12 protein-coding genes are annotated in these 14246 nt (G+C 43.7%); 8 read left to right on the forward strand and 4 right to left on the reverse strand.

All coding sequences use genetic code 11. The annotated features are described in order from the left end of the window. Nucleotides 1-243 precede the first annotated feature (243 nt). Together ileS and lspA are read left to right on the forward strand one after the other, a co-directional pair. Nucleotides 244-3105 (forward strand): isoleucine--tRNA ligase, encoded by a 2862-nt coding sequence (ileS, locus tag ACQKCP_RS06240; protein WP_427611696.1) that lies wholly within the window; start codon nt 244-246, stop codon nt 3103-3105. After that, entirely contained in the window at nt 3098-3742 is a 645-nt protein-coding gene (lspA, locus tag ACQKCP_RS06245) for a signal peptidase II (protein ID WP_427611697.1), read from the forward strand. Before ileS ends, lspA begins: the two co-directional genes overlap by 8 nt. Nucleotides 3743-3881: 139 nt before the next feature. Here the strand turns inward: lspA and ACQKCP_RS06250 are convergent, their stop codons facing one another. Then, the gene (locus ACQKCP_RS06250) at nt 3882-4550 is read right to left on the reverse strand and encodes a DUF1294 domain-containing protein (protein ID WP_427611698.1); all 669 of its coding nucleotides are present in this window, start codon (nt 4548-4550) and stop codon (nt 3882-3884) included. A 183-nt stretch (nt 4551-4733) separates the two neighbouring features. Here ACQKCP_RS06250 and ACQKCP_RS06255 point away from each other — a divergent pair, with 183 nt between their 5' ends. After that, nucleotides 4734-5231 (forward strand): FKBP-type peptidyl-prolyl cis-trans isomerase, encoded by a 498-nt coding sequence (locus ACQKCP_RS06255; protein ID WP_057758447.1) that lies wholly within the window; start codon nt 4734-4736, stop codon nt 5229-5231. Between the two features lie 65 nt (nt 5232-5296). Beyond that, entirely contained in the window at nt 5297-6337 is a 1041-nt protein-coding gene (locus ACQKCP_RS06260; RefSeq protein WP_427611699.1) for an aldo/keto reductase, read from the forward strand. Nucleotides 6338-6510: 173 nt separating this feature from the next. Here the strand turns inward: ACQKCP_RS06260 and ACQKCP_RS06265 are convergent, their stop codons facing one another. Next, the gene (locus tag ACQKCP_RS06265; RefSeq protein ID WP_057758444.1) at nt 6511-7311 is read right to left on the reverse strand and encodes a lysophospholipid acyltransferase family protein; all 801 of its coding nucleotides are present in this window, start codon (nt 7309-7311) and stop codon (nt 6511-6513) included. A 306-nt stretch (nt 7312-7617) separates the two neighbouring features. Here ACQKCP_RS06265 and hflX point away from each other — a divergent pair, with 306 nt between their 5' ends. From hflX to ACQKCP_RS06285, 4 genes are all read left to right on the forward strand, one after another. After that, a complete protein-coding gene (hflX, locus tag ACQKCP_RS06270) occupies nt 7618-9045 on the forward strand; it encodes a ribosome rescue GTPase HflX (RefSeq protein WP_057758442.1) in 1428 nt (475 codons plus the stop codon). Between the two features lie 376 nt (nt 9046-9421). Further along, nucleotides 9422-9856: a CidA/LrgA family protein gene (locus tag ACQKCP_RS06275; RefSeq protein WP_427611700.1), complete on the forward strand. Its 435-nt coding sequence runs from the start codon at nt 9422-9424 to the stop codon at nt 9854-9856. A 16-nt stretch (nt 9857-9872) separates the two neighbouring features. After that, nucleotides 9873-10562 (forward strand): LrgB family protein, encoded by a 690-nt coding sequence (locus ACQKCP_RS06280; RefSeq protein WP_427611701.1) that lies wholly within the window; start codon nt 9873-9875, stop codon nt 10560-10562. A gap of 486 nt (nt 10563-11048) precedes the next feature. After that, on the forward strand, nt 11049-11855 hold the full coding sequence (locus tag ACQKCP_RS06285; protein WP_165597959.1) for a lytic transglycosylase domain-containing protein: 807 nt from the start codon (nt 11049-11051) through the stop codon (nt 11853-11855). 171 nt (nt 11856-12026) lie between these two features. Here the strand turns inward: ACQKCP_RS06285 and tsf are convergent, their stop codons facing one another. After that, nucleotides 12027-12908: a translation elongation factor Ts gene (tsf, locus tag ACQKCP_RS06290; protein ID WP_057758434.1), complete on the reverse strand. Its 882-nt coding sequence runs from the start codon at nt 12906-12908 to the stop codon at nt 12027-12029. Nucleotides 12909-13282: 374 nt separating this feature from the next. Continuing rightward, entirely contained in the window at nt 13283-14074 is a 792-nt protein-coding gene (rpsB, locus tag ACQKCP_RS06295) for a 30S ribosomal protein S2 (RefSeq protein WP_057758431.1), read from the reverse strand. Nucleotides 14075-14246 lie beyond the last annotated feature (172 nt).

Consider the following 14246-nt stretch of genomic DNA (forward strand, 5'->3'; position numbering starts at 1 on the left):
GTTGCAATCGTCTCGTTACCATTTATTATTGACGTAACTACTTACCGACTAATGAGCGACAATGGGTATTTATTGACATGATGGTTGATAAACCAACTATGATGAGCAATATACCTACTATTAGTAATTAAGCATTATCAATACCGCGTAACCATCAGTACTATATTGAACTACATTGAACATCGAACCTTGTATCCGGTTTTGAACCGACACACAAACCTACCTTTTAAAAAGATACCTTCTATGACTGATAAAAGCACTGATACACCAAGCCAAGATTACAAAGACACACTGAACCTTGCGGATACGCCATTCGCGATGCGCGCAAACCTTGCTAAACGCGAGCCAGATTGGTTAGCTGCTTGGGAAGCGGATGACGTGTACGGTAAAATTCGTCAGGCGCGTGCTGGTGCGACCAAGTATATTTTGCACGATGGTCCTCCATACGCCAACGGTCAGATTCACTTGGGTCACGCGGTCAATAAAGTACTAAAAGATATTATTGTAAAATCAAAAACATTGTCAGGATTTGATGCACCTTATGTCCCTGGTTGGGATTGTCATGGTCTGCCAATCGAACAAAAAGTCGAAGCTAAGGTCGGTAAAGTTGGTCAAAAAGTTTCTGCGACCGAATTCCGTGGTCTATGCCGCGAATATGCGAGTACTCAAATTGAATTGCAAAAAGCAGACTTCAAGCGTTTGGGTGTGTTTGGTGATTGGGACAATCCTTATCTGACCATGAACTTTCATCAAGAAGCTAACATCGTGCGCGCGCTTGCCAAAATCTATGACAATGGTCATGTGACTCGCGGTATGAAGCCGGTCAACTGGTGCTTGGACTGTAGCTCTGCCCTAGCAGAAGCAGAAGTAGAATATCAAGACAAAGTCTCTGACGCGATCTATGTCAGCTTTGATGTGCTCGGTACGGATAAAGTAGCCGCACTGGCTGATATCGCAGATAATATCGCTGCTGTTATTTGGACAACTACGCCATGGACACTACCTGCCAACCAAGCTATCTCAGTACATCCTGAGCATAACTATAGCGTGGTTGCGACCGAAAAAGGCAACCTGCTACTAGCAGCTGATCTTGTTGAAACGGCGTTGAACGAACTCAAACTAGAAAATAATGGTATTCTAGCGACCGTATTAGGCAGTGAGCTTGAAGGATTGAGCGCTCAGCATCCATTGATTGAAGACCGACAAGTACCACTCATCTTGGGCGATCACGTCACCACCGATAGTGGTACTGGTCTTGTACATACTGCACCTGGTCATGGTCTAGACGATTACATCGTGGGTCTAAAATACAACTTACCAGTGGAAAACCCAGTAAGCGGTACGGGCGTTTATTTAGATAGCGCTGCAGTATTTGCAGGCGAGCACATCTATAAAGCCAATCCAAAAATCATCGCTGCCCTACATGAAAACGGCCATTTAATCAGCCATACCAAAATTGAGCATAGCTATCCACATTGCTGGCGTCATAAGTCACCAATTATTTTCCGTGCTACGCCTCAGTGGTTTATCAATATGGAAACCAAAGGCTTACGTGCTCGCGCGCTTGCTGATATTCCATCAGTAAGTTGGACGCCAGCGTGGGGACAAAACCGTATCGAATCAATGATGACGGGTCGTCCTGATTGGTGTATCTCGCGTCAGCGTACGTGGGGCGTGCCGATTACCTTCTTTACGCACAAAGAAACCGGCGAGCTGCATCCAAACACGCTTGAGCTGATGGAAACTGCGGCGCAAAAAATCAATGAAGGCGGCGTAGAAGCGTGGTTTGATGCTAGCTGTGAAGACTTCTTAGGTAGTGAAGCTGCTGACTATGACAAAGCGACTGATACCTTGGACGTTTGGTTTGACTCAGGCACGACGCATTTTGCGGTACTTGATCAACGTGATGAACTGACCAATCCAGCTGATATGTATCTAGAAGGCTCTGACCAACATCGCGGCTGGTTCCAGACGTCACTGCTAACGTCAGAAGCGATGTATGAGCGTCCACCGTTTAAGCAAGTATTGACCCATGGCTTTGTCGTTGACGAAAATGGTCGCAAGATGAGTAAGTCACTTGGCAACATCATCACCCCACAAGAAGAAATCAATAAAACAGGCGCGGATATGCTGCGTCTATGGATTGCCTCAAGTGACTATCGTTATGAGATGAGCGCAGGTAAGACGGTCTTTAAAGGTGCGATCGATATGTATCGCCGCATCCGTAATACCTTACGTTTCTTGCTTGCCAATACCGATGACTTCAATCCAGCGACCGACAGTATTGATATCAATGAATTGGTTAGCCTTGATAAATTCATCATTGAGCGCGCACAAACCGTACAAGCGCAAATCATTAGCGCTTACGATGCGATGGACTTTCACCAAGTCACTCAGCACGTGACAGCGTTTTGCTCGCAAGACTTGGGTAGCTTCTATCTAGATATTATTAAGGATCGCCAGTACACTACTCAGGCAGATGGTCAGCCTCGTCGTTCTGCACAGACGGCTATCTACCATATTACTCATGCGCTGATTCGCTGGATTACACCAATCCTTTCATTTACGGCACAAGAGGCTTGGGAAGTATTGAATCAACGTGATGCGGATAAAGGCGGCTATGTATTTACTCAAGAATGGTATGAGTTCCCAGCGTTTGAGCTAAGTGCTATTAGCAATGATGACTGGCAGCGCATCATGTTCGCAAAAGACATGGTGAACAAACATATCGAGACTGCACGTGGCGAAAAAATCATCAATGCCAACTTGTCTGCTGACGTAAGTCTATACGCTGACGGTGCTATGCATGAGAGCTTAGCTAAGCTTGATGAAGAGCTTCGTTTTGTACTAATTACTAGTAATGCTGCACTAAAGCCAATGAGCGAAGCGCCTGCTGATAGCATCGCACAGACAGATGATGTGACCGATACCAATACCGAAGAGGCTGTAGATTTAGTGGTACAAGTAAGTGCGGCTACTGGTACTAAGTGCGTACGCTGCTGGCACATTCGTGATGACATCGGTACAGATAGCGAACACCCTGAACTATGCGCGCGCTGCGTGACCAATGTTAGTGGCGATGGTGAGGTACGTCACTATGCCTAACCCAACAGACTCACCTGAAAGCCAGCATGACCAGCAGCCGCAGGTTGAGATTGACCATTCGCCTAAGCCTGCTCATGCAACCACGGGTAGCTCGACTACACCTAGAAGTCGTCTGACCAAGACCCCGAAAATGGTGGCAAATGGCAGTCGTGCTTTTGTATGGTATATATTGGCATTGGTTGTTGTCATTATCGATCAATGGACTAAATGGCTGGCAGAAACTAAGCTGACCTTTCATGATCCAGTGCCGGTGATTGAGCCATTTCTCAATTGGACATTGGCTTATAACTATGGCGCAGCTTTTAGCTTTTTGGCAGATGCTGGCGGCTGGCAGAAGTGGTTTTTTTCAGGACTGGCGTTACTAATGTCGTTGTTTCTAATCATCTATCTGATTAAAGCACCGCGCAAAGCCACGCTACTATCTTTCGGCCTAGCCTTAGTATTGGGCGGTGCAGTTGGTAACTTAATCGACCGCTTATTACATGGTCATGTGATTGACTTTATCCATGTGCATTATGCTGATGTTTGGCATTATCCGATTTTCAATATCGCAGATATCGGTATTTCTATTGGTGTATTATTGATTGTCATCGATATGCTGTTTTTAGAAAAAAAGCGTGAAATACCACGGTCATAACCGTTTATAGCTAGAGATATTAATTCAATTTATAAATGAAAAAGGTAGGTTATGTAATCGTAACCCACCTTTTTTTTGTCGATCGTTTTAGTGCTTTCGTCATACACGTAGCAATACTGCTAATCGTGAATGCTATTATTTATAGAAACTCTGATAGTAAATCAGTGACAGTCTCTAAGCCACCACCTGCCAATAAAAACAGCAAGCCTGCCATGTTCACAACGACGGTCAAATAATAAGTCACTCGAAACTCAGGCTTTTGTGATTTGTGACGCAGATACGTCTGAGCCAATAGCGCGCCTACCCAACCGCCAAGCGCGCTTAGTATATGCAATGTAGACTCAGGCGTACGCCAGTCGCCACTTTGCGCAGCAGCTTTGTCTTTAGCATACATGCCATAAGTAATAATCCCTAGCACAACGTACCAGCTGACCACTAGCCAGCTCAGTTTATCTGTCGCTGCTAATAAAACTAAAACGCCATAAAAAGCCAGTCCAAGAAATGAGCGTTTCTTTTGGCCCGCTTCAAATTCCGCTTGATGGCTCCGTTTCTGATTGCGCTGACGGATCTGCTGATTTTTTTGTGCTATCTTTTGCTGTACAAACCCAAGCTCTTGTACTTGCTTGGCTCGCTTGCGCCCCTCCGCATCTTGTCCAATGCTAAAGACCACTGCCTCACCGATATCAGGACGGCGCTGAGCCTTAAACTCACTTATATGAAAGAAGACAGACTCGCCTGCTTCAGTTTCAATAAAGCCAAACCCTTTATCATCCTGCCATTTTTTGACAGTGCCTTGTTGTTTATTCACTACCGACACCTCATATCTTTTAGAATTGCCAATTATAGTACACTATCTGCGTTACATTATTGACGCTTACATCTGGTCTTAGATGGCTTATTATTTCTTACACTATAATACTGCAATTAAAAACACTGTAATCAAACGCATTATTTTCTATTCTTTTATTCTAGCAACCGATGGCTTTTTATTATGACTCAATCTCAATTTATTAACCCAAACGAAGACACTCGTATCGCTCATGGTAGCCTCGTTAAGCTGCACTTTGAAGTTTCACTAGAAAACGGCACCATCATCGACTCAACTTTTAATCGTGATGCACCTGTGTCTTTGACCATTGGTGATGAGAGCTTGTTACCTGGCTTTGAGCAAGTACTGATGAATCTACGCGCCGGTGATACTCGCACCGCACACCTTGAGCCAGAGCAAGCATTTGGTGAGTGGAATCCTGAAAACATCCAACATTTTAGCCGTACTCAGTTTGCGCTAGTCGCTGACAATCCAGAAATTGGCATGATGGTTGAGTTCGAAGACAAAGGTAAAAACACCTTGCCCGGTACGATTAGTGCCATCGATGAAGACCAAGTCGAAGTAGACTTTAACCACCCATTGGCAGGACAAGACGTATTATTCAAAGTGAAAATCTTTAAAGTCACACCACCCGGTGTCACTGGTATCAAATTGATGTAAACATCAATAAATACAACTCATCTAAAAATAAATATTGATAAAAAACAGTCAAAAGGGAGACTTATATGCAGTATCAAACGTTACCGCAACTCGATGAAAAAGTATCTAAAATCTGTCTAGGCACGATGACATGGGGACAGCAAAATACTGAGTCCGAAGCACATGAGCAAATGGACATGGCACTCAGTGAAGGTGTGAACTTTTGGGATACCGCAGAGATGTACCCGTCACCACCAGACAAAGACAAACAGGGTGATACTGAGCGCTTTATGGGCACTTGGTTTAACAAGACCAAACAGCGTGACAAAGTTATTCTCGCTAGTAAAATATCGCCAATGAACTTTTTGCGTGACGGTCAAACGCGCTTTAACGCCGAGCACATCAGCAGTGCTATTGACGGGAATTTGGAACGTCTACAGACAGACTATATCGATATCTATCAGCTGCATTGGCCAGAACGTCAAGCGAATTTCTTTGGTCAGCGTGGCTATGATGAAGAGATGGCAACCCAGTCATTAGACGATTTAACCCCGTTTTTAGAGACCATTCAGGCCTTAAATGATGAAATCAAAAAAGGTCGTATTCGTGCTTATGGCTTATCGAATGATACCGCGTGGGGACTCATGCGTTATCTATGGGAAGCAGATAAAAACAGCCTAATTCCACCACTTACCGTGCAAAACCCATATAGCTTATTGAACCGTTTATACGAAGTCGGTATGGCTGAGATTGCCCATCGTGAAAACGTTGGTCTACTTGCGTATTCACCGCTTGGTTTTGGTGTGTTGTCTGGCAAATACCTTGATGGCAAGCGTCCAACTGGCGCACGTCTGACTATGTATGATCGTTTCGGTCGTTATGTGAATGAGCAAGCCAAATCAGCCACTGAACAATATGCCAAGATAGCTGCAGATGCAGGTCTGGACATGGCGCAGATGTCATTGGCTTTTGTGAACTCTCGTCACTTTGTCACCAGTAACATCATTGGGGCGACGACGACCGAGCAACTCAAATCAAACATCGACAGTGTTAATGTGGAGCTAACGGCAGATGTCTTAGAAGCGATTGAAGCGGTGCACACACAGCAACCTAATCCATCGCCATAGTTGGTCTTTTATAGAGATTGGATGTTAATAGAGCCTGCTGAATAAATAATATTAAGTTCGCTCTATTAAAACTTCCATAAAAAAGGGCGCAAATCGTTTCGATTTGCGCCCTTTTATTAACTGGCTGAGATTAACTACAATAGCTCAACTCTAACTAGTTCAACTGTAAATAATCAATCTTCAACTGGTGCGCTAAGGACTCTTGAGTGCAGCTCAGCCAATCCTTCGTTCATGCGTGCTTGCAATAAATTGGTCAGCTCGCTTTTATTACGACCCTCTGGATCTATAGGCGCGAGTGGCAACACGTAAGCGGTCACGTTTTTGCTATCGAGCACTTTCTTCATGCTTTCTTTCATTGTCAGCTTACCATAGTATGGCAATGCGTCGCTTAGTGTGCCATCTTTATTGACATAAGCGATGATAATCGGTCTGATAGGCACATCAGCGTCAATGGCTGCTTGCAGCAATGTTCCATGAATGCGCTTTACTTTTTTACCACTGGTAGTGGTCGCCTCAGGAAAGAAAATAATCGAAAAACCTTTGGCTAAAAAGTCAGCAATCTGCGCCGATACTGAGCTTGCATCACCGGAACCACGCTCGATGAAAAGCGTCCCTGCGGCATGGGCAAGTTTGCCAAATACAGGCCATTCACCGATTTCAGCCTTTGATAAAAAGAACGCTGGGCTCACAGTACCAACGACAGGGATATCCATCCATGACACGTGATTCGATACCCACAAGCCATGGAACTGCTCTACAGGTTCCACTTCTACTACTTTTACCCCAAAAGAGCCTGCCATCTTGCGGCAGAATGTCTGGATATAACGTGGTAGGGTCTCGCGTGGTGGCTGCTTGAATGCACCAATACGCTTCGCCGCGCGTATGCCGCCGACCATGGTCGTGGTCATACCAGCAACCTGACGGCCTCGGCTTAACTGTCGTCTGAGTGAAAAGCTTGATTTAGCTTGGCTCATCTTCGCCCTCATGATTAAATAACGGGTGTTTAATAGTCAAAAAACGAGCCCAGTATAACAAAGTTCGCACACTCAGTGATAGCTTGTTCACTCAGTGATTACCGACTTTTATACAAACGGGTAATAAAGCAGATTTATAAAAAATTATCCGCAGCAAACGCTGTAACATAAAACCATCGCTAATTATGCTAATACGCTTTAATATCAAGTGATAAGACCATATATAGATAAACATATGAACGCTATGTTAAAGCTTATTGAGCTGATTATAGCGAGACATTTACTTTATTAAATAGGTGATACTCTTTGGATTATTTTGAAAGACATGAAGGTGGCGAACGCGCCATTTTAGTACATTTAGACATCCGCCAAATTCAAGATCCTGACGATCTTAGTGAATTTGAGCTGTTGGCTGATTCAGCAGGTGCCGATCGTTTGGCACTAGTCACTGGATCACGCTCACGCCCTGACGCCAAATACTTCGTTGGTAGCGGAAAAGCAGAAGAAATCGCAGAGTTGGTACGCGAACACGAAGCAGATATCGTACTGTTTAACCACAGCTTATCACCGTCACAAGAGCGTAATATCGAAGCGTTAGTGAAGTGCCGCGTGTTGGATCGTACTGGTTTAATTTTGGATATTTTTGCGCAGCGTGCCCGTACCTACGAAGGTAAGTTGCAAGTAGAACTGGCTCAGCTTAACCATCTATCAACGCGTCTGGTACGTGGTTGGACGCATTTGGAACGTCAAAAAGGTGGTATTGGTCTGCGTGGACCGGGTGAGACTCAGCTTGAGACCGATCGCCGTCTACTACAGACTCGCGTCAATCAGCTAAAGAGCAAACTAGAAAAAGTCCGTCAGACTCGTGCGCAAGGTCGCGCCCGTAGACAGAAATCTGATGTACCGACCATCTCACTGGTCGGCTATACCAATGCGGGCAAATCTACTTTGTTCAACCGTTTGGTCGATGAAAATATTTATGCTGCTGATAAACTATTTGCGACGTTAGACCCTACTCTGCGTCGTTTAGACTGGCAGGGAGTTGGTCGTGTCGTCTTAGTCGATACGGTTGGTTTTGTCCGTCATCTGCCGCATGAGTTGGTTGAGTCTTTTCATGCAACTCTAGAAGAAACACTAGAAGCAGATTTGTTATTGCACGTCATTGATTCTTCTAGCGAAGACATGCACGAGCAGATTCAGGCGGTCAAAGAAGTATTGGCAGAAATCGATAACGATGTACCTGTGCTCAATGTCTATAACAAGATTGATTTGACTGATGAGCCTGCTCATATCGGCTATGCTAGCGAAGGTCAGCCAAACCGCGTCTATGTCTCTTCTAGACAGAACCTCGGCATGGAAGAGCTAACGCTTGCCGTACAGCAATTGTTGACAGGTAAGCTGACGACGTTTGATTTGACCTTGCCGTATGATGCCGGACAGTTCAAAAACACTCTATATGAACTAGGTGTTATTGAAGAAGAAAGCTATGACGATACAGGTCGTGAATGTCTGACGATTCGTTTGCCAAGTGACCGCTTAAGACAGCTACTGGGTCAAGCAAACTTGAAACCTATCGATGTATTGCCGCTTGCACAAGCAACACTACTGATGCCAGTACTCGAAGAGTTTGAGAAAGTTGATGACGTTGAAGAGCCAACTATGACAGAGGCTGAAGAAAAAGCGTTTGACGAGTTTGATGCATTACACTCAGAAACAGCTGATTCAGAAAAATAATAGTTGTTTCTGTAGAATAATAACTATGGTTAAAGTGAGTCATTTGCGGCAGTAATCGAATGAACGTTTGATTCGTACTGTTCGACCACAAACCCTTATATAGTACGTTAAAATAGAATAGACGATATCCATTGATATCGTCTATTTTTTTTGGATATGACGAGTCACGGTGCATAGGCTTTATTAGTTGCCTCACTCTCTATATAATCGCCTGTTATACATTCAACAAATATTGATAGATAGCACTAATCTCTCGAAAGTGAATCATTGCTACCATCAGTATGCATAGCATCATTTTCTATGTTGTGTTCTTGGTGTGATCACATACTTTGTTTGGTACACCATCCATTTATATCTGACTTGGCCAGAATTGCTTATGAAGCCTACTCACTCTCCCCATCTCCCACTATGGCTTGCGTTAATTCTAACGTTGACCATGGTCATCGTTGTTCGAGAAACGGCGGTTGTTCTCTGTCAAATGGCAGGCATCGAAAAAGCGGCCAATATTGTCGGTTTGGTTGCGATGTTTGTTATTTTGATGGCGTGGCGATTGCTTAAGGGATTGCCGAGCTGGCTCACACAGGCCAGTAATACTTTACTAGTCGATAGTGGTTTTGCCTTTTTACCAGTTTCTGCTGGTGCAGGCCTGTTGCTATTTGCTCTAGGAGATGAGCTATTGGGTGTGATGATAACGATGATTATTAGTACGCTCATACCACTGTGGGGACTAGCATTATTAGCCAATCGTTGGCTCAATCATGCTGCAAACACTGATAGTACGACTACCACTGAGCAAAAGGGACAGCCGTGAGCTGCGGAGAGATATTATGACTTTTGACAGCGTATTTATGGCAACCCTAGCCGCAATATTATTGACATTAGCAGCACACGTAATTGCACGTGTATTAGCGCGTAAATTGTCATGGTTACCGATGGTCATTACCGCACTTGTCCTAGTGCTTTTTTTCCTATTTGTACTGCAGTGGGATTACACCAACTATTACAGCGCGGCAAAACCTGTATTTGACCATCTATTGGGATATGTCACAGTACTTCTGGCTGTGCCATTAGCGGCGATGAACTTTAAAGGCTTACCAGTTAAAAAACTCACTCTAATTGTCGCTATTGCTAGTGTTGTTGGCGCATTACTGCCTATGTCACTGGCCTATTTATTTTCGCTCAGTCATGAGACCCTATTGGCTTTCGCTACCCGTTCTGTGACTACGCCGATTGGCCTGAGTGTTGCAGATTTAATCAAAGCACCATTGGCAATGGCTAACCTAATTATCATTGTCTCAGGTCTGATAGGTGGTACGGTCGCTCGCTTTTTGTTCCGCGGTATCAATGACGACCGAGCCAAAGGTCTAGCACTGGGGTTAGCAGCTCACGCGTTTGGTACTGTAGAAGCTTGGCAAATCAGTCATACAGCCGGACGTTATGCTGCATTTGGCTTGGCAGTGAACGGGTTGGTTACCGCGGTTTGGGTGCCTATCTTTATCAGTGCTATCGGTATCTAGTCATCACTAAAACCCTACCTAAACTATTCTTATATTTTTAAAAACCTAACCATTAATAGGCTTATCTACTGTTAATTTTAGATTGAAAATCACCTCGACTATTCAAATGTCATTATTATTTCTTAAAAAATTGAGACACTTTATTTTTCTAAATTTATCAACTCAAAAAACCGACTACAAATGGCTCATTAAGTCACTTAGAAAAGTTAGTACATTGATTTATCTAAGGTTATTTAATAATAGAAATCTGATTTTACAACTTAGTTTGTCAATCTGATGCGCCAAAAAGTTATTATATGTTATAGTAAGCAACTATTATTTTTTGTATCTATTGCAAGTGGTTCCTTATTGAAAGTGATAATTGCTCAGCTGCTGTCCTCACAGTGGGCTAAATAATTCTGCAAAATCAGTAACCGCTTAAGCGCCTAATTCAATGCATATGTAGGCAAAATAATTTGCTGTTATTCGATAAAAAGTGATTTTACTATGATAAATACGGCTACTTTGATGACTCGCTGCTTATCTCCCCTTTTACTAAGTGCTATTGCTCTTTCGACCTTTTCTGTCGCTGCCAATGCAGGCAACATGTATATCTACAAAGACAAAGGTGGGCAAGTACTGTTGACCAATGTCAATCCTAGTGGAAATTTTGATAAGTTTACGAAAAAAGTAAAAGTAACTTATTATAAAGACTCTAAGATGTATGACGGAAGTAGCGATAGCTATGGTAGCAGCGCCGCTAGCAATAGCGGAAGTCGCAACTCTTACGACAGCTACATTCGTGCGTCCGCTGAGCGCAACGGTGTGGACCCTGCCCTAATGAAAGCGATGATGCACACTGAATCAGCTTTCAATCCAAACGCACGCTCACCAGTAGGCGCACAAGGGCTTATGCAGTTGATGCCAGCGACTGCGCGCCGTTTCAATGTCAGCAACCCTTGGAACCCTGCAGATAATATCGAAGGATCAGCCAAATATATCGCGTGGCTCATGCGCCGCTTCAACAATAATGTCGAACATGCTGTCGCAGGCTACAATGCTGGTGAAGGCAATGTCGATAAATACGGTGGCATCCCTCCATTCAAAGAAACACGTAACTATGTTCAAAGAGTGATGAGCCGTTATCATAGCTTGTATAAGAACGATGCAGGACTGTTTGGTGCGAGTATCAGTGCTAACAATCAAACCAGTAGCACCAGTACAAGTAATGGCTTACAAAATGTCAGTTATGCTACTAGCAGCAATGTGAATAGTGCTAGCTATGCCAACTCAGCCTACGCGGCTTTACGCTAAGCCAGTTATCTAAAAGCCAGACATAAAAAAGCCCATTAACGAATTAATGGGCCTTTTTATGTCTGGACGCTTTATGTCATGATGCTTGATGTCATGATACATTAAGAGTGATAAAGCCAAACTGTAAGCCACAATTAAGGACTCACAGCCTATTCCAACACTATTTGATACTTACTTGTTAGCAGCCTGAGTTGCAGCAACTTCAGCAGCGAAGTCTTCTTGCTTCTTCTCGATGCCTTCACCAACTTCTAGACGTTTGAAGCCAAGTACTTTTACGCCTTCAGCTTTTAGGACTTCGCCAACTTTCTTGTCGTTGTCCATAACGTATGGCTGACGTAGTAAAGTTACTTCGTCTAGGTACTTACGTAGGCCACCTTCGATCATTTTTTCAACGATGTTGTCAGGCTTGCCAGACTCACGAGCTTTTGCTTCGATGATGTCTTTTTCGCGTGCCAATACGTCAGCAGCAACATCTTCGTCATCTACAGCAACAGGGTTGAATGCAGCGATATGCATAGCAAGGTTTTTACCAGTGTCAGCGTCGCCACCTTCAAAAGATACAACTACACCGATACGTAGACCATGACGGTATGCAGCGATGTTAGCACCTTCAAGTGTTTCAACACGGCGAATCTGGATGTTTTCACCGATTTTCTGTACTAGAGATACACGTGCTTCTTCAACAGTCTGACCTTCGCCATAAGACAATTCAGAGATAGCAGCAACGTCAGTTACGTTGTTTTCTAGTGCAAGGTTAGCAACTTTTTCTGCAAATGCAGTGAAGCTGTCATCTTTTGCAACGAAGTCAGTCTGGCAGTTAACTTCTAACAAGAATGCTTTGTTTTCGCCTTGAGCGATGATGATAGCGCCGTCAGCTGCGATGTTACCCGCTTTTTTAGCTGCTTTAGCTTGACCAGATTTACGTAGGTTATCAATGGCAACTTCAACATCACCGTTTGATTCTTCTAACGCTTTTTTACATTCCATCATGCCAAGACCAGTACGGTCACGCAATTCTTTTACCATTTTGGCAGATACTTTTACTTCTGTCATAAGAGTCACCTTAGTATAGTTATGTATAGGAGTGCTGGATTTCTAAATGCTGTATTTCTATTCGATATCTTGGTATTACTTAAAATCTAGCAGACAGCTCGTCTTGAACGATTACTAATATAGCCATCAATGATGTCAAACAAATAACATCTCTACAATATAGCGATATGACCAGTAGGAACGATAATACTCGCTCAATAGCTGCTCACTCTACGCATGGCATTATTAATAAGGCTTTATTCAATAACAAGGCATGACGAGTAAAACTACATCATGCCTATTATGAGCTTATATGCTGTTCAAAACATTATATGGATGCTGATAGATACACTATCAAGACATCCTTACAAAGTTAAACTTTTTAAGTCAGCTACTTATTCTGCTGGAGTTGCAGCAGCTTCTTCTGCAGCTGGCGCTTCTTCAGTTGCAGCAGGTGCTTGCTCAGCTTTACCACCAGCTTGAGTTTGTGCGTATTCTTTACCAGCGATGATAGCATCAGCCATAGAAGTTACATACAAAGTCACAGCACGGATAGCATCATCGTTAGCTGGGATGATGTAATCAACGTTGTCTGGGCTAGAGTTAGTATCAACGATACCGATAACTGGGATACCCAAGTTCTTGGCTTCTTTGATAGCGATAGCTTCGTGATCTACGTCTACTACGAAGATAGCGTCAGGTAGGCCGCCCATGTCTTTGATACCACCTAGTGAACGCTCAAGTTTTTCCATATCGCGAGTACGCTCTAGCGCTTCGCGTTTAGTTAGCTTAGCGAAAGTACCGTCTTCTGCTTGTTTTTCTAGCTCTTTTAGACGGTTGATTGACTGACGTAGAGTTTTCCAGTTAGTCAACATACCACCTAACCAGCGATGGTCAACGTATGGCATGCCAGCGCGAGCTGCTTGCTCACGTACGATACCGCTTGCAGCGCGTTTAGTACCAACAAATAATACTTTGTTTTTCTTAGCAGCTAGGCCATTTACGTAAGTCAACGCTTCGTTGAACGCTTTTACGGTGTGCTCTAAGTTGATGATATGGATTTTGTTACGTGCGCCAAAGATGTATGGACCCATTTTTGGGTTCCAAAAACGTGTTTGGTGACCAAAGTGAGCGCCTGCTTGTAGTAAGTCGCGCATTTCGATTTTGGTTGGATTCTTTGTAGCCATGAGAATATATCCTATTGGTTGGGTTATGCCTCCACATCACAAAAACAGCCTATTTAGCGACACGCATCTGCTACCGGTTAGTTTTCATTAGTAAAGCACTAACAGATCACAAATTAATCAAGTCGCCAAACACCCAGCAATTTTTTGCCATGATGTGTGTGTCATTGGTTGG

The sequence above is a fragment of the Psychrobacter sp. NPDC078631 genome (assembly GCF_050268165.1).
GTDB lineage: Bacteria > Pseudomonadota > Gammaproteobacteria > Pseudomonadales > Moraxellaceae > Psychrobacter.

Bases quoted from the DNA above. Each gene is read 5' to 3' on its own strand.
- ACQKCP_RS06275 (WP_427611700.1), top strand. From the start codon at position 9,422: ATGAAGCCTACTCACTCTCCCCATCTCCCACTATGGCTTGCGTTAATT.
- ACQKCP_RS06265 (WP_057758444.1), bottom strand. From the start codon at position 7,311: ATGAGCCAAGCTAAATCAAGCTTTTCACTCAGACGACAGTTAAGCCGA.
- lspA (WP_427611697.1), top strand. From the start codon at position 3,098: ATGCCTAACCCAACAGACTCACCTGAAAGCCAGCATGACCAGCAGCCG.
- ileS (WP_427611696.1), top strand. From the start codon at position 244: ATGACTGATAAAAGCACTGATACACCAAGCCAAGATTACAAAGACACA.
- ACQKCP_RS06255 (WP_057758447.1), top strand. From the start codon at position 4,734: ATGACTCAATCTCAATTTATTAACCCAAACGAAGACACTCGTATCGCT.
- ACQKCP_RS06260 (WP_427611699.1), top strand. From the start codon at position 5,297: ATGCAGTATCAAACGTTACCGCAACTCGATGAAAAAGTATCTAAAATC.
- ACQKCP_RS06285 (WP_165597959.1), top strand. From the start codon at position 11,049: ATGATAAATACGGCTACTTTGATGACTCGCTGCTTATCTCCCCTTTTA.
- rpsB (WP_057758431.1), bottom strand. From the start codon at position 14,074: ATGGCTACAAAGAATCCAACCAAAATCGAAATGCGCGACTTACTACAA.
- tsf (WP_057758434.1), bottom strand. From the start codon at position 12,908: ATGACAGAAGTAAAAGTATCTGCCAAAATGGTAAAAGAATTGCGTGAC.
- ACQKCP_RS06280 (WP_427611701.1), top strand. From the start codon at position 9,873: ATGACTTTTGACAGCGTATTTATGGCAACCCTAGCCGCAATATTATTG.